The sequence below is a fragment of the Maritimibacter sp. UBA3975 genome (genome assembly GCF_002384975.1).
Lineage (GTDB): Bacteria > Pseudomonadota > Alphaproteobacteria > Rhodobacterales > Rhodobacteraceae > Maritimibacter.
This window is the reverse complement of the sequence record NZ_DGCP01000017.1, coordinates 422,562-442,431: the sequence shown is the minus strand read 5'-3', so window position 1 is coordinate 442,431 and position 19,870 is coordinate 422,562. Positions and strand designations below refer to the sequence as shown.

The 19,870-nt window shown below is 59.7% G+C and carries 14 protein-coding genes; 8 read left to right on the top strand and 6 right to left on the bottom strand.

The window, feature by feature from the left end:
• Positions 1-7: 7 nt before the first annotated feature.
• Together B2585_RS18790 and B2585_RS18785 are read left to right on the top strand one after the other, a co-directional pair.
• Positions 8-799, top strand: coding sequence for an alpha/beta fold hydrolase (locus B2585_RS18790; RefSeq protein ID WP_292025471.1), 792 nt, complete (start codon positions 8-10; stop codon positions 797-799).
• Complete coding sequence (locus B2585_RS18785; RefSeq protein ID WP_292025470.1) at positions 786-2,723, top strand: TRAP transporter large permease subunit; 1,938 nt, start codon at positions 786-788, stop codon at positions 2,721-2,723. Before B2585_RS18790 ends, B2585_RS18785 begins: the two co-directional genes overlap by 14 nt.
• Positions 2,724-2,726: 3 nt before the next feature.
• On the opposite strand, the gene B2585_RS18780 is transcribed toward B2585_RS18785, so the two are convergent.
• Positions 2,727-3,695, bottom strand: coding sequence for a helix-turn-helix domain-containing protein (locus tag B2585_RS18780; RefSeq protein WP_292025469.1), 969 nt, complete (start codon positions 3,693-3,695; stop codon positions 2,727-2,729).
• A gap of 481 nt (positions 3,696-4,176) precedes the next feature.
• Here B2585_RS18780 and B2585_RS18775 point away from each other — a divergent pair, with 481 nt between their 5' ends.
• Together B2585_RS18775 and B2585_RS18770 are read left to right on the top strand one after the other, a co-directional pair.
• On the top strand, positions 4,177-5,403 hold the full coding sequence (locus tag B2585_RS18775) for an ATP-grasp domain-containing protein (protein ID WP_292025468.1): 1,227 nt from the start codon (positions 4,177-4,179) through the stop codon (positions 5,401-5,403).
• Positions 5,404-5,585: 182 nt separating this feature from the next.
• On the top strand, positions 5,586-7,484 hold the full coding sequence (locus B2585_RS18770; protein WP_292025467.1) for a hypothetical protein: 1,899 nt from the start codon (positions 5,586-5,588) through the stop codon (positions 7,482-7,484).
• A gap of 74 nt (positions 7,485-7,558) precedes the next feature.
• Here the strand turns inward: B2585_RS18770 and B2585_RS18765 are convergent, their stop codons facing one another.
• Positions 7,559-8,443, bottom strand: coding sequence for a LysR family transcriptional regulator (locus B2585_RS18765; RefSeq protein ID WP_292025466.1), 885 nt, complete (start codon positions 8,441-8,443; stop codon positions 7,559-7,561).
• A gap of 101 nt (positions 8,444-8,544) precedes the next feature.
• Between B2585_RS18765 and B2585_RS18760 the strand changes: the two genes are divergently transcribed.
• Both B2585_RS18760 and B2585_RS18755 read left to right on the top strand, forming a co-directional pair.
• Positions 8,545-9,534 (top strand): NAD(P)-dependent alcohol dehydrogenase, encoded by a 990-nt coding sequence (locus B2585_RS18760; protein WP_292025465.1) that lies wholly within the window; start codon positions 8,545-8,547, stop codon positions 9,532-9,534.
• Positions 9,535-9,618: 84 nt separating this feature from the next.
• Positions 9,619-10,296, top strand: a complete 678-nt coding sequence (locus B2585_RS18755; RefSeq protein WP_292025464.1) for a DUF4386 domain-containing protein — start codon at positions 9,619-9,621, stop codon at positions 10,294-10,296.
• A gap of 679 nt (positions 10,297-10,975) precedes the next feature.
• Here B2585_RS18755 and B2585_RS18750 read toward each other — a convergent pair.
• From B2585_RS18750 to B2585_RS18740, 3 genes are all read right to left on the bottom strand, one after another.
• A complete protein-coding gene (locus tag B2585_RS18750; protein ID WP_292025463.1) occupies positions 10,976-11,590 on the bottom strand; it encodes a cupin domain-containing protein in 615 nt (204 codons plus the stop codon).
• A gap of 182 nt (positions 11,591-11,772) precedes the next feature.
• Positions 11,773-12,360 (bottom strand): TetR/AcrR family transcriptional regulator, encoded by a 588-nt coding sequence (locus B2585_RS18745; RefSeq protein ID WP_292025462.1) that lies wholly within the window; start codon positions 12,358-12,360, stop codon positions 11,773-11,775.
• A gap of 335 nt (positions 12,361-12,695) precedes the next feature.
• On the bottom strand, positions 12,696-13,985 hold the full coding sequence (locus B2585_RS18740) for a tyrosine-type recombinase/integrase (protein WP_292025461.1): 1,290 nt from the start codon (positions 13,983-13,985) through the stop codon (positions 12,696-12,698).
• Positions 13,986-14,349: 364 nt separating this feature from the next.
• On the opposite strand from B2585_RS18740, the gene B2585_RS18735 reads away from it, so the two are divergent.
• Positions 14,350-15,102, top strand: coding sequence for a nuclease-related domain-containing protein (locus tag B2585_RS18735; RefSeq protein ID WP_292025460.1), 753 nt, complete (start codon positions 14,350-14,352; stop codon positions 15,100-15,102).
• 134 nt (positions 15,103-15,236) lie between these two features.
• On the opposite strand, the gene B2585_RS18730 is transcribed toward B2585_RS18735, so the two are convergent.
• Positions 15,237-15,551 carry a hypothetical protein gene (locus tag B2585_RS18730; RefSeq protein ID WP_292025459.1) on the bottom strand — a complete coding sequence of 105 codons (315 nt, stop codon included), beginning with the start codon at positions 15,549-15,551 and terminating at the stop codon, positions 15,237-15,239.
• A 187-nt stretch (positions 15,552-15,738) separates the two neighbouring features.
• Here B2585_RS18730 and B2585_RS18725 point away from each other — a divergent pair, with 187 nt between their 5' ends.
• On the top strand, positions 15,739-19,680 hold the full coding sequence (locus B2585_RS18725; protein ID WP_292025458.1) for a tetratricopeptide repeat protein: 3,942 nt from the start codon (positions 15,739-15,741) through the stop codon (positions 19,678-19,680).
• The last annotated feature ends 190 nt before the right edge of the window (positions 19,681-19,870 follow it).

Below are 19,870 nucleotides of genomic sequence, written 5' to 3'. Positions count from 1 at the left end.
GGCACGCATGTTCCTGACCATCAACGAACACACCCTGCACGTCTCGGTTTGCGGCGACCCTGACGCCCCCGCTTTGGTGCTCCTGCATTCACTGGGCACCGAAGCGGCGCTCTGGGACGCGCAGACGGCGGCCCTCAGTGCTCGTTACCGTGTCATCCGGCCCGATTTCCGGGGGCACGGCCTGAGCGCGGAAAGCCGCGCGCCCCTGACGTGCGAGGCGCTGGCGAAAGACGTTCTCGCGATCCTCGACGCGCTCGACGTAGACCGTTTCGCCCTCGCAGGCTGCTCGCTCGGCGGCGTGGTCGCGCAACTTGTCGCAGCCGGGGCAGGGGCGCGCGTTCAGGGGCTCGCCATCTTTGACAGCTACGTCAAAAGCCTCGATCCCCAGATGTGGCGCGACCGGGCGGCGACGATACGCAAGGACGGCCTTGCATTTATCGCGCCGGGTGTCCTTGGATTGTGGATGACCGGGGACGAGGCGGAGACGCCCGAAGGGAAGGGGCTGAAACGTATGCTGGAGCGCGTGACGGATCAGGGCTACGCGGCCGCTTGCGATGCGCTGGCTCTGGCCGACTGCACGCAGGAAGCGGCACGGATCGACTGCAAGACCATTGTCGCCTACGGGTCCGAGGACAAGGCCGCACCGCGCCCCGCGGCCGAGGCACTGGCGCGGGCCATCCCCGGCGCAGAATTGCGCGAAATCGCCGGGGCCGCGCACCTCCCGTTGCTGCATCATGCCGAGGTCTGCACCGCCATTCTGACCGACATCCTGCCGGAGACGCCCGATGGCCGAGCATAGCGTCACGGCGTCCGGGTTCGACATGGAGCGCCTGACCGCGCGCGCGGAACGCGTGACGCGCTACGTCGCGGCGGTCGGGGTGCTCTCCATCGTGCTGATCGCCTTTCTGACCCTTTTCGACGTGGGGCTCAGGACCGTGTTCTCGACCACGATCCGCGGTCTGAACGAAATCCTGATCCTCGCGCTCGGTGTTGCGATCACCGCCTGTCTGCCCTCCGGCGCGGCGCGGGCGGTCCACATCTCGCTCGACCTGCTGACCGCCCGGCTGCGTGGCGGCAGGGCGCGGGCGTTCAAGCTGTTGGGCGTCTTTCTCCTGACGCTGTTTCTGTATGTCGTGGGGTCGGAACTCTTCGAAGTGGCGCGGCTCCTCGATCAGCGCAACCAGACTTCGCTGATCCTCGGGTGGCAGATCGCGCCATTCCACTATGCAATGGCGGTCTTCGTGCTGTTCTGCCTGCCGATCCAGCTTATCCATCTGCTGGGCGTCGTCCTCGACATCCTCGAAAACGGGGAAGGGGCCTCGCGCTTCCTCGCCTTCGTGCCGGCGCTGCTGGCGCTGATCGTGGCAGGGTTCGTGGCTTTCGACTCCTTGTCGCTACTGCCCGGTTTCGACTGGATCAAGTCGATACAGGCGGGCATCGCCGCGTTGGTATTCTTTGCTGGCATGTGGGTCCTGATGGTGCTGGGCGTGCCGCTCGCCGCGTCGATGGGGATCGTCGGGTTTCTAGGCACCGCGATCCTGATCGCCGCCGGACCCGCAGGCTCCGTCGTGGGCACCGAGGCGGCGAAGTTCCTGACGAGCGAGACGCTGGCCGTCCTGCCGCTGTTCTTGCTGATGGGCGCCTTTGCCTCCATCGCGGGTCTGTCCGCCGACATCTATCGTTTTGCCAACGAACTACTGCGGCCCCTGCGCGGCGCGCTCGCCCATGCGACCATCGCGGGCTGCGCGGGCTTCGGGGCGCTGACAGGCTCCTCGCTCGCCACCGCCGCCACCTTCGGAAAGGTCGCGCTGCCCGAGATGCAGGCCCGCGACTACGACGAGGCGCTGGCGACCGGGAGTGTCGCAGCGGGCGGCACGCTGGGCAGCCTCGTCCCCCCGTCGACGGCGCTCATCCTCTATGCACTCCTGTCGGAGCAATCCATCGGCCAGCTGTTCGTCGCCGCGATGATCCCGGCCGCGCTGGCCATCGCGCTCTATCTCGTCGCGATCAAGGTCCTGCTGACGCTGCGCCCCGGTCTGGCGCCCGAGGGCAGCGCCATCGACAGCCGCGCGCTCTTGCAGGCCGCGCGGCGCTGCATCGGAGCCTTCGTCCTGTTCGGCGCGGTCATAGGCGGCATCTACACGGGCGTCGTGACGGATGCCGAAGCCGCCTCGGTCGGCGCAGTCGGGGCCTTTCTCTTTGCACTTTTCCGGGGCCGGCTTGGTGCGGGCCAACTGGGGCAGGTGATGGCCGAAACCACCACGACCATCGCGCTGATCTACACGCTGATCTTCGGGGCCGTGACGTTTTCGTTTTTGATCGCCTTCACGCAGGTCCCGGCGCTTCTGTCCGGCTGGATTTTCGCGATGGATGTCGGGCCCTACGGTGTGCTCGTGATGCTGGTGGCCGTCTACCTGATCCTCGGGATGGTGATGGACAGCTACGCGATGATGGTCATCACCGTGCCGATCTTTCTGCCGCTGGTCATGCAGATGGGCTTCGATCCGGTCTGGTGGGGCGTCGTGACGGTGATCTGCGTCGAGATGGGGATGATCACGCCGCCTTTCGGCATGAACATCTTTGTTCTCTCCTCGATCGCGAAACGCACACATATTACCACGATCTACCGCGGCGTCGCGCCCTTCGTCCTCGTTGATCTGATCAAGGTGGCCGCTCTCATCGCCTTTCCGGCGCTCGCGCTCTGGCTGCCCAGCCACATGTAGCGTTCAGTTCAGGTTTTTCGGCTCCGTCAGCAGCCCGGTGTGAAGCGCCCGGTAACGTGCGGGAGGCATACCGAACGCCGCCTTGAACTGGCGTGAGAAATGCGCGGCCTCGTTGAAGCCCCATTCAAAAGCGATGGTCGACACGGGCTTGTGCAGCAGGTTGCCATTCTCCAGATCGGCCGCGATCCGCGCCAGCCGTCGTTGCCAGATATGGCGCATGAGCGTCGTTCCGGTCCCGCTGAAGACCGCGTGAAGCTGGCGCACCGACAAGCCGACTTCCCTGGCGATCAGGGTGCAGTCCAGCTCCGGGTCCGACAGGTTGCGATAGATCGCGTCATGGATACGGTCCAGCGTCTGGCTCGCCCCGGCCTGTGCGGCTGGGTCCATCGGCTTGCCCGTAACCATCGACACGGCTAGTAGGTTGGCAAGGCAGCCGGCGAGCCGCTGCATCGTGCGGTCGTGAATGTCCCAGCTCATGTCGAAGATCTCGTCGACCATGGTCTTGCAGGTGTAGCCCATGCCGCTGTCGCATTCGAGAGCGGTCGCCGTGTAGAACTCACGCTCCGGAAATATCTCGCGCCAGAAATGCGAGTCGAGATAGATCGACCGCGTCCGGATCTCGTCCGTTTCGATCTCGAACGGCTGCGTCGTGTCGATGAAGAAGATCTGGTTTGGCCCGACGACGGATTCGCGACCGCCCTGACGGACCCGTGCATGACCCTCGATCTGGTGTGAGACGAGGAACGAGTGGCCCTCCCGCGAAGGGCGGCCGGCCTTCAACCGCGTCGAATGCGGAGAAAACACGATGTCGGCAAGGCGCAGGTGATCCGAGACGTAGGACTTTCGGATTTCCCCGTCATAGGGCCGCGCTCCATTCGAACTGAGTTCGAACCGCGTACGGAGCAACCCGTTCATCTGGCGCTGGAATGCGGCACCTGACGCCCGGACCACGGGCGTGCTCATGTCGTTCATGTCTCCTCCCATACCCTCGCTCTTCCGGCGGGGTTCTTTCAGTCTAGGATAGAACAAAACACGCTTCCAGTCGCGGGAAACGTCCATTTGTGTCGCTTGCCGGCAAGCATGGAAACCAATCCGGGCTTGTGTTCGCCTAGGGATTGCAGGCGCGGCGTCCTTGCCGGTGCCCCCGGCGGCCGACAAATACCTCAACCGCGATCTTTCCGTCCCTTAAGAACAGGCGTCGGCGAAAAATGCTTTGAAAATACGAAGCATATCGCGAAGAAACCTCCGCAATCTACAGATAAAATACTGATATAAAAAGGTAAATAACATGGCTTTATTGTTTCCCTTGCAAAGGATCATGACGTGGTTAGGTTTGATGGAAAGCGACATCCGGTGTGATCATGCCAAAGTTGAGCGCCTCGACGCGCTCGACGCGCCGTGAGGCGCGCATGAGGTGGCCGTCTCGATGTTGCACCCAACAGAGGAGCACAACATGAACGATTATGACCCCGAAAAAGGCTACGTCGCCCTGCTTGGCTGGAGTCTCAACGCTATTGACGCCGCGGACCGGTTCGATCGCAGGTACATCGTCGTCGCGCCCTCATGGGCCGAGGAATACTGCTCGCACAACGACATCCCGTTCATAAGCTGGGACTTTGACAGGCTCAACGAACGCTCCCACGAGCTTGCGCACAGGCTCAAGGAAGAAGGGGTCGACGTCGCCATCCCGCTCTATGAAGAGACCGTGGAGTGGGCAGGTGCCATCAATTCGGTCCTGATGGACAACCCGCGCCTGCTGGGTCAATCGATGCTGTTCCGTGACAAGTCCCTGATGAAGCGGCGTGCTCAACTTGGCGGCATCCGTGTCGGCGTCTTCGAGGAAGCGCATGACCGGGGCGACGTGATCCGGTTCCTCGTGCGCGTGAACCAGACCTTGCTCAAGCTCGACGGTGATCCGAACGACCCGATCCACTTCAAGGCGTTCGACAAGTCGGGCACCGCCGGCCACCGCGTGATCCGGACCCCGGAGGACGTCGACAACATTCCGGATGAGGAGTTTCCGGCGCTGCTGGAAAGCCATCTCGACGGATGGGAGTTTGCGGTCGAGGCTTGGATCAAGGACCGCAAGATCCAGTTCCTCAACATCTCTGAGTATGTGACGCTCGGCTACTCCGTTTTCGTTCCGGCCACGCCCGAGCTCGAGGCGCACCGTGAACGGATCACCGAGGAGATCGAGAAGCTCATCGAGACTTTCGACATCGACTTCGGGTTCATCCATCCGGAGTATTTCCTGACCAACGATCAAAAACTCTACTTCGGGGAGGTCGCCTACCGGCCGCCGGGCTTCAAGGCGCTCGAACTGATCGAGCGCGCCTACGGGTTCAGCGGGTATCAGGGTCTCATCGTCGTATTCGACCCGAAGACGACACAGGAAGAACTCGAGGCGTTCTTCCCGGAACCGATCACCGACGCGAAAGGGCATGCCGGTTGCTTCGGCGTCTATCCGCGCCGCCGGGTCGTGAGCAAGCTGGAAGTGCCGGAAGAGACCCAGAACGACCCCTATTTCGAATTCCATGAACTCTCGGAGCCAATGGAGCAGAAAGTGACCAAGCGCACGGCGTTCGGCACCCACTGGGGTCTGGCCTTCTTCTTCGGCGAGGACCCGCACCGTTTGCGCGATCTGCTGAAAACCCAAGAAGACCTGGACTTCTACGTCTGATCTTTTCGCGCATGACCCGGGCGTGTAAAGACACTCCCGATAAGCATCGGTCTGGAGGCTGATCCGTGACCAATGGCGAACACCAAGGTGCAAGACTTGCAGAGACACTGCAGGTCTTGTCCGCGCGGCTTGACGAAGCGCGACCTTTTGCGAAATCCCGTCATCAATCGGCCGTTCTCGATGTGATCGGGCGGTTGATCGCGCAGCCCGACGGGCTGCACTACCTGTTCGACGCGGCAAACCGCCTCGACAAGGCCGGGTTGTTCGCGGGCTCCGACTGGGACATGCCCGAGGCGCTCCTGCCACAACTGGCGGGCCAGACTCTTGGAAGCGAAGACCGCACGCTCGTTGCGCTGGAAGCGGCGAGCCTCATGCGCCTGCTCGCGGTCGCCACCGGGCAGGGCACGCACCGGAACCTGCATGCCGACGCGGCCCGACATTTCCTCACGCAGGTGCTTGCCCACAACCTTCGGTTCTTCTTTGCGACGGTCAGCGAAGCCGACCGGCAAAAGGACCCGACCGACCTGCGGCCAAGACTGTTCCGCTTTATCGTCGAGCGGATCGGGTTTGGCGACGTTCTGGGAACACTCGTTGAAGAGATCTGGCGCATCCTCGAGCAGCGCCCGGTCCAGGTCGGGCCGGTCAAGGAAATGATCATGCAGATCTCTCTGGCCATGAGCGGCGCGGAGATTGAAGCAGGGCAGGAGCGCATCGGGGCCGACCGGCTCGTGAGTGCTCTGTTCGGCCCGACGACGGCCAGCATGGACGATCCGGGCATAGATGTCTTTCTGGAACGGATATCCCATCTCGACGACACCGGCCTTCAGCGCGAGGCGCTCGGGTTTTCCCGCGCCATGCATGACACCGGTCTGGTGTCCGCGTATCACGCGGAGTTTCTCAGGTGGATCGCCCAGAAAGTCGATGCAGATTTTCTGCCTGATACGCTTGGGTTGGGACCGACCGGGGTGGACTCGCTGCGCCGGTGGCGCGGACTGGTGGCGGACCTGATCGAGAATGCGGTCTCGGCGCATACTCCGCAGGCCGTCTATGGCCTCGCGCTCCTGCTTGAGCGCGGCGTCCTGCACGCGCCTCCAATCGCACCCGCCCTTCAGCGGCAGATGCGTTCGACGTTAACGCCACCGGTGGCCGAGCGCCTACAACTCGCATTCGGGGGCGCGGTGGAGCCGGAGCGTCTCTTGCTCGCCGGCACACTCAACATCCTTGGTCAGCCTTTGGGGTTGGGGCAGGGCGCGAACCCGACCTGCCAGTCGGCGCGCGCCATTTCGATGTGGTCGTTCAACGATCCGGACTATGTGCTCCATGTCATCCGGCAAGTGAGCGAAACAGACAGCATTCTGATGCATTTCGAAGGCCACCCGATCAACTCCAAGGACTTGCCCGCAGGTCTCGCACTGGGTGCGCCGATCGATGCCGACCCGGTGTCGGTCGTACTGGTCCCGCATCTGGACAAGATTTATGCCGAGATGGGGCGCCGATGCGTCGGGCGCGAAGGCGACCCGCATCGCTGGGTGAACCCGGAGTTTCACGGCTGGTGGGTCGCCCGCGAATGCCTTGTGGCAGTGGATGTCGCGACCGGAATGCTGAACGAATACGACGCCTTCGTCAGCCGGTTTCATCAGAGTTATCACCCGCGTTACAACGGCGGTCGCCCGGTCATTCATCCGCAACCGGCGGGGATCGCCGTAACGGACTCATCGGCCAGGTTCGTCGGATGGCATGCCATCGCGATCCTGCGTGTGGACGAGGATCAGCACGGGACCTTCCGCGTCTATTTCTTCAATCCGAACAATGACAGCGGCCAGGATTGGGGGGGCGACGTGATTGTGTCGACCAGCGGACATGGTGAACGGCACGGGGAAGGGTCGCTTCCCTTCGACCAGTTCGTATCCCGGCTCTATCTGTTTCACGACGATCCCAACACGGCTGATCACCAAGCCGAACTGCCGCCGGAGATCATAGAAGGCATCGAGGCGCTGGCGCTGGCAAGCTGGGCTGTCGGGCGAAACGCGCAGGAGGCGGGCCAGATGGTTGGCGCGTCCGACCCGTCGACCCTTTCCTGACGCTGCCACGGATTGATCTTAGCTTCGCCATCCAAAGCCGAACGCTGGGACCGTGTGGTCACTCGGCGTCGAACCTAACCGCCGATGAATTCGGACCGCCGCTCCAGAAGTGCGGCGCAGATGTAGTCGACGAATAGTCGGACGCGGCGCACGCGACGAAGGTCGGAGTGGAGCAACACCCAGATCGACCGGCTTTCGTCCAGCTTCGTGCCGGGGACGCGCTGAAGTTCCGGAAAGACATCCTGAGCCCAAGCCGGAAGGATCGTCATGCCCGCGCCGGCGCGGGCGAGGTGCAAGTGCATCTCGGGGTCCGGGATCGTGTGCCGTATCCTCGCTTCGGGGTACGGCGAATTGCGGACGGCGTCGAGGAGTTGCGTCACCGGACCATACCCGATCCACTGAAGTCCCTGACCCTTCGGGCCGGCCTTTGGGAGCATCCGGTCAATGTAGTCGCGTGCGGCGAAGATGCCGATGGACGCCGGGAACAGCTTGCGCCCCACCACGTCCTCGTCCACCTCGGCCATTGTGCGAAGAGAGATGTCGGTTTCAAGCTTCTCGATTGAATCGATCTCGAACGAGAGTCGAAGTTCTATGTCGATCTCCGGGTAGAGCGCCGAGAACTCGGCCAGCACCGGCGCGAGCAGGAAATGCGCGTTGACCGGGTCTGCGGACAGTCGGATGAGACCTGACGCCTCCCTGTCCAACCCCTGAACGGCATTGAACCCCTGAAGCAGGGCTTCTTCTGCGCTCAACGCCTGCGGCAGCAAAGTCCGCCCGGCTGCGGTAAGCTGAAACCCGTCGGCGCCGCGCCGAAAAAGCTGAACGCCGAGTTGCGCTTCGAGCGCCTCGACCTGCCGCCGCACCGTTGCGTGAGTGCCGCCCAATTGGTCGGCTGCGGCGCGCAGCGACCCTTGGCGGGCGACGGCGAGAAAAGCGGGAAGAGATTTCCAATCGAGCATCAGTGGAACGTTTTCAATCCATCGTGGGGTATTTCGGTCAATATCCGGGTTAATCCTGATCCGGTACGTCTTCCGCGTCAAGCAAACGAAGGAGACGACCAATGGACCAAACGACCCCAACCCTGACTGCCTGGAGCGTCACTGCCTATGGTGGCCCCGAGACGCTCGCCCCGGTCACGCGCGACATGCCGACGCCCGCGCCGACCGAGGTTCTCATCCGTATCCGCGCCTCGGCGGTGACCCGCGCCGATGGCATGATGCGCGCCGGTGTGCCCCGTTTCGCCCGGCTGGTCATCGGCTGGTCGCGCCCGCGTCACGACCTGATCGGCACCTGCCTGTCGGGCGAAGTGATCGCCGTCGGCCCGGACGTAACCCGCTTTTCGGTCGGGGAAGAGGTCTACGGCATGGCCGGGCTGTCATTCGGCGCGAACGCGAGCCACATCTGTCTGGACGAGGCCGGGGTGCTGATGCGCAAACCGGCCTCTCTCTCGCACGAGGAGGCGGCGGTGATGGGGGATGGAGCGACCACGTCTTTCAACTTCCTGCACCACATTGCGGAGCTGCGTGCGGGGGAGAGGGTCCTGATCATCGGAGCAGCGGGAAGCCTCGGCACCGCCGCCGTGCAGATCGCCGCCGCAATGGGGGCCGACGTGACCGGAACCTGTAGCGCCCGGAACGCGGGAATGGTGGCGTCGCTTGGTGCGAACCGGGTGATCGACTACACGGTCGAGGACTTCTCGAAATCCTCGGAACGCTACGACGTGATCTACGACACGCTCGGCATCAGTTCCTTTCGCGAGGCCAAGCGCGTGCTGACCCGCTCCGGTCGTTATGTGTGCCCGGTTCTCAACCTCGGCCTGCTTTTCGCCGCCCTTCGCACCACGGCTTTCGGTGCCCGCAAGGCCCGCTTCTCGGCCACCGGCATGCTCAAGCCCGAGGTCCATCGCGCCATGCACGAAAAGCTCGTCGATCTGGTCGAGGCGGACAGGTTCGCGCCGGTCATGGACCGGACCTATCCGCGCGCGGAACTTGTCGAAGCGCATCGGTACATGGAAACCGGCCACAAGCGCGGGAACGTCGTCGTCGTCTGATGGACGCCCGGACGACTGTCATCCGATCCACATTTCCAACAAACGCGTCCCGAGCTGCGCATCCCCGAAAGGGAGTTTAAGACCATGTCTCAAGACCTGAAATCCCACCGCCTCGCCGCACGTCTGTTCGGTATCTTCTTCATCCTCGCTTTCGCCAGCTACGGCGCAGGCTCGGGCCTTGTCGCTTCGGTCACGGGCAACGTCCTTGGGCTCGAAGGCGTGGCCGCGCACAAGACCACCCTGATGATTGGCGTGATCCTTATGGCGACCGTCCATTCAGTGGTAACTATCGGCTTGTCCGTGCTCGCCTATCCGGTGCTGAAGACGGTAAGCGGATACTTTGCGCGCGGCTACTTCGCGGCAGGGATCACGGCGACGACGACAGCGGTGATCGGCGCGCTGTTCCTCGCCCTGCTGGCGCCGTTGAGCGATGCCTACGTCGTCAACGGCATCGAAACCGGGTCGTACGACGCCGTCGCGCTCGTCCTCGAACGGGGCGGCTTCTACGGATACCAACTGAGCATGACCCTCTGGGGTGTCGGTGGCCTGATCCTCTGCACGTCGCTGCTCATCGGGCGCCTCGTGCCGCGTATGCTGGCCGTCTGGGGGCTGGTCGGATACGTCGTCTTCATGGTCGGAACGACCGCCGAGATGTTCGGCTACGGCATAGGCACGATGCTGGCCTTGCCCGGCGGTTTGTTCGAAATCAGCCTGAGCCTCTGGCTCATCTTCAAAGGCTTCCGACTGCCGACGACCGCATAGAACCATGTGCCGGGTCGCGCGAACGGAACCCGACCCGGCCAGCCATGGTTTGAGATACAGTCCACTCGAAATCCGGTGTTCAAGAATGAGCCAGCTGAATATCGCCCTTGCCATTTCGGGTCTCGCCGTCGTTCTGATCGGGATGGCAGGCCCTCGGATGGACCGGCCTTGTCCTGGCGGCAGCCATTCTGCTCCTCCGCCGTCCGGTGACGCTGCTGATCTGCGGCCCGATCCTGCGCGGGGGGCTCGGGCGCTCTGACGTCGTTTTTCTGGGATGGTTTGGGCCGATCGGCGTCGCCGCACTGTACTACGCCCTCCATCTGAAGGAGGCGACCGGCGAAGCGGTTATCTGGCACGCCGCCAGCCTCGTGATAGCGGCCTCGGTGCTGGCGCACGGGTTGACGTCCATTCTGGGCCTGCGGTGGTATCCAACACGCGACTCCGGGGCAGAGGCCGGCCGCGTTGAAGGGGAGCGGAGCACTGGAAAGCGAGTGCTCCGCGCTGGCGGCTTACCGACGCCGGGCTCAACCCGTCGATGGAAACGTGCCTCGACCTTGCATCGGAGGCGAACCGATGCTTGCGCACCTGATCCGGCTGGCGGCGACTGCCTCTTGGTAGAACGCGAACCCGAAATCGCCGCGTCCCGGACACACAGGTGCGTGTTGAAGGTCACAGGAGGTCAGAGGACCCCTGCTCCTTCCTTGATGCGGCGGTCGTGTGCGTCGCAGGCCGCTTTCAGTTCGGGATCGAACGCACCGTCGGTGAGAACGAAAAGCATCCGCGCGATCTGGTCGGTCCGGTTTGTCCAGGCGTGGATCGTGCCGCGCTGAACCACCATGTCACCACGTTCAAGCACGACCTCTTCGTCGTCGAGCAAGAGCACGATCTGCCCTTCGAGCACGATGCCGTAGTCGATGCTTTCGGTCCGGTGCATGAGCGGGTGGCGTCCCGGGATTGTATGTTCGGCGTTCTCTGCGAGCCCGACCTGTTCGAACAGCTCACGCGCGGTTTCCTTGTCGAACTCCGGGCCGTCCTGCCCTTCGGGCGGGATGTCGACCATGCGGATGATCGTGCCGTTCGGCGGGGGCGCGGTTTCGGTGTAGCCGTCGGTCGGTTCCGGCTGGGCCCGCGCGATCGGCGCCGGGGAGGCATCGGTATGCCACAGTTCGTGAAACGCAAGCCCCGGCTGGTGTTTGGGTCGGATCACGTTAGGAGGGCTGCCATCCGAAAGGACGATTGCGCGCCCGGTGCTGTCATGCCCCGTCACCACCCGGCGGACGTTCTTCGAAACCATCGGTTCCTCCTTCATTGGTCGGTTGATCAGTTAGTTGCGCAGTTTGGTCGCCTGTTCAAGTAAGAAAGGAGCGATGAAGATGCCCCGCGCCGCGGTTCTTTTGGAAGTCATGCAAGGCGCCACGAGATGTAAGTGGTTGGACGCAATTGCGCGGCTTTCCATTTGCGCGGGAAACTTGGCGGTCAGTGTTGCGCCATAAGGGCCGATATCCCTGCCGTGCAAAAATCGAGCAGCGCGGGATAGGCGGATTGCAGGTCCTTCGCCGTGACCTTGCCACCCGTGAGCGTGGTGACGCGGCCGTTTTGCGAAACGGTTGCAAGCATCGCCTGGAGCGCCATGGCGAAGCCCCGAGCCACTGCGTCGGGGAGCGCGCCCGCGGATTTCTCGAGCAGCCGGGCGAGGAATATCTGTCCGACGCCGTCGTAGTACCGTTCAAGCAAAGGGAGCCAGTCGTCGCCTTCTCCAAGACGGGCGAGGAGCCGCAGGTAGGCTGACATTCCCGGATCGTCGAGGGCTGCCATCTCGAAGAGGGGGGCCATGAAGGCGTCGAGAATGGCGCGCGTGTCCGGGTCCTGAAGTGCTTCGAGGCGCCGCAGGCGTTCGTCACCAAGCCGGGCGGCCCGACGCGCGACCACGGCTTCGAAAAGGTTTTCCTTGGTCCTGAAGTGATAGGAGGCGAGTGCTAGCGTGACCTCGGCCGCCCTGGTGATGTCGCGAAGCGACACGTTGGCGAAGCCGTGTTCGCCGAACAGGCGTTCCGCCGCGTTCAAGATCTTATCACGCGTCTGGTCTCCGTTGGCCCGGGTCGACTTGGTCCCGCGCGGTCGGGCTTGAGGGGGAGGGTTCGCCATATGTCACTGTTCCGCTGTGCCGTCGTGCGCTGAATGTGTCCGCGAAACCGATATGTCTGCACGACACATACGGTTTGGGCTTACTTGGGCAAATGTATAATTAAGGGAAGAAGAAAGGAAAGAGGGTGAGCCCCCTCGAGTGGTTCGGCTGTTTTCTCCGGGGCCAGCCATGTCTCACACGACACGTCAGAAGGTGGACAACATCCTGACCGACGAGGCGCTGGAAGCTTAGTTCAGTGAAACGGCAGAGCGCCTCAAGATCCTTGCCGGTCTCCATTTTTCGGCAACGCCCGGCGAATTCTGACCACGGAAGGCCCCTTCGGCTTTGGCAAGACGACGCCTTTCATGGCACGGAGCTCGAGGCGCCAGACCCGGGGAAATTGATCTTCGATGTTTGGGCCGAGCAGACGGTAAGGCTGGATTAAGTCTGTCTGCCAACGGCGATTGGCGTCGAAGTACGCTACCCTGCCAGTGTGGCCGTGGGCGCTCAGGCGAGCGCTCATGAGGGATCCGGCGTCACCAACAAGGGGGAGAAAGCGGACCGCGTTGGACGACTTGCCTTCGCGGATATAGGTCCCTGAAGCATCGGGTTCGACGTCGCCCAACTCAAGCAACACTATCTCGTTGATCCGGGCTCCGGTTGCGAGAGCGAGGCGGAAAGCGTCTCCTCCACGGGTACCCCTTGGCGTGGCTGCCAGCAGCGCTTGTACCTCGGACGCTGTGAATGCTTTGCGCGTTACCTCGTCACGCTTCTTGTCCCTTGGAACAGAGCGACCGAAGTCCCACGGGTTCGAGCTGTACTTGGCGGACGTGAGTTCACGGTCAGAGATCGCCCAGTCCCATAGCTTCCGGAGCATGGTGACGTACTTCTCGGCGGTGCGAACTGCCATCGGCTTCATGGTCGTCTTGGAAGTGATCGAGGGCAAGTAGTCCTGACGAAACGACCGCGCGAGCTTCGGGGTCACATCCTCTAAGCAGGCCGCATCTTCTGTGTCCTCAAGGAAGCCGCGGAGGTGTTTGACCGCAATCTCCATTTCCTTCACGGTGGCGCGTTTCAGTGGCTTGAAGCCAAAGGGGTTATCGGGGCTCCGCTCCCGGATGTACTGTGGAACCGCCTCAGACAACGGGAAATGGCTCCCCTGCGCGACGTTCCTCAACCGGCGAAAGGCACGAGCCGAGGGCGCGTCTGGCCGCTTGTGTTCCCGCCGTAGCAGATCTGACAGCGCAAGCTTAAGCATCTCGGTCTTGAGGCCGTTGGGGTTGGCTTCCTTCGCTGCGGCGATGTTTTCACGCCATGCGAGGGCCGACTGCATCGGGAAGGTGTCCGCTTCTTCGGCTCCCAGCTCAAGCGCCCGTATCTCACCAACTATCACGTCACGGCGCTGCTGCGCTGTGGGGCGGTGACGGTTGTTCAGCCCATTCTTGATCTCTTTACCGAACGGCTTGCCGGTCCACGGATTTTCGGTGCCCCTCAGATTTTCCGGGGTCACCATGCGGAAGATGTACCCGCTCCCTTCGCCTCTGGCTTGCTTGAGGTAGCGCATTCACCTGTGTCCTTCCCTTGGATGTGGTCTATGTTGGACAACTTCTTGGTGGACAACAGGCGGCTTTCCTCAGCGTTTTCAGGGTGATGGGGGTATTGGAGGCGAGTACCGGAATCGAACCGGTGTACACGGATTTGCAAGAGTAGGCATGGGTTTGAAATTGTTGGGGTTCGTGTTTAGAGAAAGACCCAAAATAGCAAGAACGTATCGTGAATGTTTAGACGGACTTTTCCGTGAATTCCACTATTCGAACCACACTCAATCGATGTGCGGGCGCTATCCGATAGCGGAGCGTTCGTAATAAGTGGATTGCAGCCAACGGAACCGCTAACGGTTAGGCAGACCGGTTGAGGAGGCCGTTCGGTTGGAAGCCGTAATCATAATTTTTTTCCTTCTAGTTTTTGCGTTGGGCGTCTACCTGCGCTCGCCGTCCTTCAAGGGAGCGGCGGGCGAAGCTCGTGTTGAGCGCGTCCTTGGACGTTCTCTCCCCGCGGACGAATATCATTCATTGAGAGATATCACTTTGCCCACGATTAGAGGTGGTACGACACAGATTGATCATGTCGTGGTGTCTCGCTACGGCGTATTCGTGGTCGAAACGAAAAATATGGCGGGTTGGATATTTGGTGGTCCGAACCAAGCGCGCTGGACACAAACTCTTCATCGCCACAAACAACAGTTTCAGAACCCGCTCAGACAGAACTACAAGCATGTAAAGGTTTTGCAGGATCTGCTAGGACTTCGCGAAAACCAAATCTTCAACGTTGTTGCGTTCGTTGGAGATGCCATTCCAAAGACTCCAATGCCCAGGAACGTGGTTTGGAGCGAAAGACAGCTTGCTCAGTTCATCAATTCGCAGCGCGTTGCAGTTCTCGAGGGTGCTGAAGTCAATTCGATCAAGCGCCGCATTCGGGAAGCTGCCTTGAAATCGAATCGCAGTACGCGGCAAGCCCACATCCAAAATGTCAAAGCGGCGAAACTTACACCCAAACAGACCGCGTCCGCGTGTCCCCGCTGTGGCGCAAACATGGTTGAGAGAACAAATAAGAGATCTGGTGATACGTTTCTCGGTTGTTCGCGGTTTCCTCAGTGCCGAGGAACGAGGCCTGCGGGCTGACGCCGTAGGTGCGTCCGACAGTCTCCTTGAGCGAGGGTGATTGAGCGCTTCCGGCCCAAAGCCGACATTGAGCACTGGTTTCTAAGGCCGCGTTCGCAGCCCGCATTGCAGACATTCTTCTGATAGCCCCTCAATCAGGAGATTGTTGGGTTGCTGGCCTCATACCATTCCCTGATTGTTCTCGTCAGCGTTGACAGCGCAAAGCCTCGGCTCATGCGCACATCAAGTGATGCGAAGTGTTCAGTGAATTTTAAAGCGTCTTCCCCCAAAGCTGAAAACTCAAAACGACCGCCGGAATACTCATCATCTGGATCATAGCCAACAACGCGCCACTTGCCGATGATCTCCCCGTTGCGAGTGATGACATCGCCGTGCGACAAGCCCGGGTCGTACCCGCTGTTCATCCACTCATCGTGGCCAACAAAATAAATGGGGTAAGTGTATTCCATGGCGGAAAGGATAGCCTGTCCACCTGTCTGCGCAAGCCGATCCAAGGTGAAATTGGAATGTCAGCCCGATAGGTGCTTTAATCGCCACCCGTTGCGCCGTTGCCCGGCACGCCATGGCACCATATGTTGTGGTAAACCCTAGAGTCGCCGCAGCATGCGTCCGGGCACCCTCTAAACGAGTACAGTGATGTCCCTATCCAATCGTTCACTGCCGAAGCCCGAAAACTGGCAAGATTTCGAGCACCACGCTTGGCTGCTTTTTAGGGCTGAGCTGCAAGACCATGCGACAGAAAAGAATGGGCGGCAAGGCCAAGCTCAACACGGCGTCGATGTCTACGGCAGAAGAAATCGCACGCACTGGGTCGGAGTTCAGTGCAAGCAAAAAATGGATGAAGCTGTTACTGAAATTGAATTGCGTGATGAAGTTGAGAAAGCGAAATTGTTCTCACCAAAAATTAAAGAGTACATTCTTGTTACCACGGCTCGTCGAGATGCTGCCATCCAAAAAACGGCTAGGGAAATCACAGACGAACTCGCAGGCACGGACGATGAGTTCTCTGTTTCTGTTTGGGGATGGGATCAATTCCAAGAGCACGCTTCCCTGTATCCCGACGTTTGGGATCAGATTGACCCAACATACGATCCATTTTCAAAGAGAGGCCTTGAACAGGTCGCTGTCAAAATTGATGAGGTGAAAGACCTTGTAACGTCTGCATTGCCAGACGCTCAAAATGATGTCCGTCCTCCCAGCTTCAACGCTCAGGCGGAAAATGAAAGCTCTCCACGACATACGAAGATCACGATCTTCGTGGAGATGATAGAAAATGGCAATTTGGAAGTGGGCCGCACGGGTCTAGCTGATTTGAGAGAAGCGGATTGGGAATCCGCCACTTCATCAGAGAAGTATCGAGTTCTGATTGGCCTTGCGTCAGCCGCATTGAAGATGGGGGACGACAACGAGGCGTATTCGCTAATGGAGCGCGCCTATGACATTTGCCCAGAACACAAGACGGCAAAGAGGAACCTTGCGACGTCGAAGTTGTTGCAGGGTGAATACGATCAAGCGAGGAAGTTGGCAGGAGAGGCTGTACATGCGCGACCTGATGACGACATCGCTGCAGCCGTGCTTGTTCAAGCTCGAAGCTTCTTCCCTGCCGATGATCTGTTGGAGGGACTTTCAGAGAGTGTGCAAGGCAAGTCGGCTGTAAAGGCGGCTTTGTGCCAGGCATATCGAAATCGCGATGACACAGCTTGGCTTACGATGGCAGTCGAGGCCTACCAGTCCGACCAATCCGACGATCAGATTCGTTTGAACTGGGCGGAGGCTGTTCTGGAGCTTGAAATTCAGAACAATGCTAAAAGCGCACAAGGTGGCATCAGTGAATTCCCTAGCTTTCAGGACCTGAACTCCGCTGCCGAAGAACTATACCAGGCGTGTATTTCGCGACGGTCACGTTTTTCCTTGGCTACAATCCACAATGCAGGTTTGGCACTGCGCCTTGTTGATCGAAACGACGAGGCCAAGCAGGTATTGGAAATGGGGCTCGCCCTTTGCTCTGGGGAGCCATCAATATCGCTTCAGCTAGCCATAATTGCCCATGAGGATCGAGATTTCGGCAGAATCCTAGAGCTTCTCGACGAGGGCAGCGAGCACCCTGAGGTCATTTCGCTAAGAACTGAGGCGACGGCTCACATATTGAGCCCGTCTGACGCGTTAGAAGCAATTGATCGCATCGATGCTACGAACTGGTCCGTAGAACATCGGCTGATGCTGCTTTCGTCTGAGCTGACCTCCCTTTCGAAGATGGCAGATTGGACCACGGCTATCGAGAAATGTAGGCAGGGGCTTGCAGAAAACCCCGACTCGCTTCGTTTCAAGATAGTGTTGGCGAGGGTTCTTCGGCTAAGCGGAGATGTTGAAGCGGCAATTTCTCACCTTGATCAGATTGTAGCCAGTCTCGCGCCGGATGCTACGATGGCCGAACGGGTAGAAATCGCCACAGAATACCGACAACTTGGCAACCATGACCCAATCGTAGTTTTGCTGGAGGATCAGGTTTCAACACAACACGACAGTGAAGCACTTCGGTTGTTGCTTAGCGCACTGATCTCGGGCCAAAAGCACCGTGGGGCGCTGAATCTATTCAGTGTATTCCCGCCAGAACTCTCAAGTGATGAATGGTACCTTCGCGCAAGATCAATCCTAGCGATCAATTCTGGCGCTGCGGATATTGAGAACCACCTTAACGCCTACCTTCGGGTCGAACCCAACGACTTAGAAATGCAAATTTCGAGGCTGGGGCTGTGGCAACTGCAAGGCCGCGAGAGCGAAATCCGACGGAAACTGCGGACTTTTGAGACGAGAATTCCTGACGGCAACTCACTGGAACGTATGCGCCTCTGTCACCTTGCCGTCCAGTACGGGAACAGAAAGTGGGGAGTAGATACAGCCTATCAAGAGTTGATTTCAAACTGGGGTGATCCCGCCATTCACCTAGCCTATCAAGGCCTTATCCTGATGTATGATGACTTGGAGGACGCAATCCCCAAGTCCACGACGATACAAGAGAAGTGCGTTTTCGAGGCAATGTCCAGTGATGGTGTTCGACGCGCTCGTATTGAAGGAACGAATGCTCACAATTTTGAGGCTGAAAGACACGCGCCGACCAGCGAATTCGCGAAGGCTTGCATTGGCAAAACTGTAGGCGAGAAGTTTGTTATCGCCACTCAGTATGAAAGCATCGAGTTCGAGGTCTTGTGGATCAAGCCGAGAGCTCTCGACCTTCTTCATAAGTCTCTGGAGGAATTCAATAAGAGATTCCCGACGAACTCGGGTATGCAGCGAATGACCTTCGACTTCCAGGCAGACAATCCTCTCGTCGACATGGAACGTATCACCAAAGCAGCACATGATCGCGACCAATCCGTTTTGGACAATTACGCTGCAAACGCCCTCCCATTCTGTTTTGTTGCTGAAGCGCTTGGGAAGGACGTAGTTGACGGTTGGGCGGGCCTTCCCGGAGTAGGTATCCAGCCACGTGTTTGTATTGGCAGTCGCGACGAGCGCAACAATGCAATCAAGGAAATCCAGTCCAAAGCCGAAAGTGGGTGCGTGCTTGACCCGATCACCGCCGCTCTGGCTTCGGACTTTCATCTTTGGGAAACTATTTCGAAAGTTTGCGGCCCAGTTCACGTTACTCAATCAACGCTGGAGGTCTTTGCAAAACGGGAAATTGAGGCAAAGAACAACATCGACCGGCGATCCGGAATAACGTCTTGGCAAGACGGTCGTTTCACGATGATTGAGATTACGCCTGAGCAGAACCAAATCGATTTCGAAGTCAAGAAACGTCAACGCGAAGATGTTCTAGCTCACTGCAAAATCGCTACTTCCGTTCCACAGGCCGATCTAGAAGGCCAAAACCTTGAGATATCTGAGGTTCTAGGCTCTTCGGCGAGAGACAGTGTCTTGGCGGCTGAGGGGAATGGTTTGCTGTTGCTATCAGAGGATCAAGGATTGCGACAGTGGGCGGCAGCCGCGTTTGAGGTCGGATCAAGTTGGCTGCAGCCTGTTCTACTGCTTGCCAAAGATCGAGGCTTGGTCTCGATTGAGGACTACACCAAATTCATCGTAGACTGCCTGAACCGCGACTTCACCTACGTGTCAATGGACTCTCAAACTTTGCTAATCCAGGCGAAGACTGAAGGGTTCAGCGGGCAAAGTACTGCGAAGAGGATGTTAGAAGTGGTTGGCGGGAAGAACGCGGACTTGGAAACCAACACTGGTGTCGCTGCCCTGTTCCTTGACTTGGTGTTCCGGGAAACGAAACAAGAGCACCTGCGAAACCGCTACGCAAGTCTGGTTCTAGAGGCATTCTGTGCACCGCGTAGGGACAAAACGATCGAAGTCATAAAGTCGCTGACCGCGCAGGTCTCCATTCGCGTATTTAACTTGATTGAGCACGCCTTTTGGTGGCTTGTTGGTCGAGGACTTGGAACACGGAATTTCCATCAGCAAGTTGAAGAAGCAAAGAAATCTCAGCTACAGCGGCCGGTGTCTCTTCCTCCTGCCATTCGATTTCGTGTGACGGAAAAGATTAGGCTACTCGGTTCGTGCATCCCAAACTGAGCCATTTAATACTGGCGTGAACGTCCGCTTTATGACCTACCCAACTCGCGGTGCTCGCGTGCAGCGAACGTCCGCTTCCCGCCCTTCGGGTAGATCATTGGGAACGCCATTCAGGGCACTAAGACGCTGGCAGCATCTTCCAGCAATCGAACGCGCTCACCCGGCTACCTGAAATCAGCGGAGAGCCGTT

Coding starts and splice junctions, on each gene's coding strand:
- B2585_RS18790 (WP_292025471.1), top strand. CDS start 8: ATGTTCCTGACCATCAACGAACACACCCTGCACGTCTCGGTTTGCGGC.
- B2585_RS18785 (WP_292025470.1), top strand. CDS start 786: ATGGCCGAGCATAGCGTCACGGCGTCCGGGTTCGACATGGAGCGCCTG.
- B2585_RS18780 (WP_292025469.1), bottom strand. CDS start 3,695: ATGAACGACATGAGCACGCCCGTGGTCCGGGCGTCAGGTGCCGCATTC.
- B2585_RS18775 (WP_292025468.1), top strand. CDS start 4,177: ATGAACGATTATGACCCCGAAAAAGGCTACGTCGCCCTGCTTGGCTGG.
- B2585_RS18765 (WP_292025466.1), bottom strand. CDS start 8,443: ATGCTCGATTGGAAATCTCTTCCCGCTTTTCTCGCCGTCGCCCGCCAA.
- B2585_RS18760 (WP_292025465.1), top strand. CDS start 8,545: ATGGACCAAACGACCCCAACCCTGACTGCCTGGAGCGTCACTGCCTAT.
- B2585_RS18755 (WP_292025464.1), top strand. CDS start 9,619: ATGTCTCAAGACCTGAAATCCCACCGCCTCGCCGCACGTCTGTTCGGT.
- B2585_RS18750 (WP_292025463.1), bottom strand. CDS start 11,590: ATGGTTTCGAAGAACGTCCGCCGGGTGGTGACGGGGCATGACAGCACC.
- B2585_RS18740 (WP_292025461.1), bottom strand. CDS start 13,985: ATGCGCTACCTCAAGCAAGCCAGAGGCGAAGGGAGCGGGTACATCTTC.
- B2585_RS18730 (WP_292025459.1), bottom strand. CDS start 15,551: ATGGAATACACTTACCCCATTTATTTTGTTGGCCACGATGAGTGGATG.
- B2585_RS18725 (WP_292025458.1), top strand. CDS start 15,739: ATGTCCCTATCCAATCGTTCACTGCCGAAGCCCGAAAACTGGCAAGAT.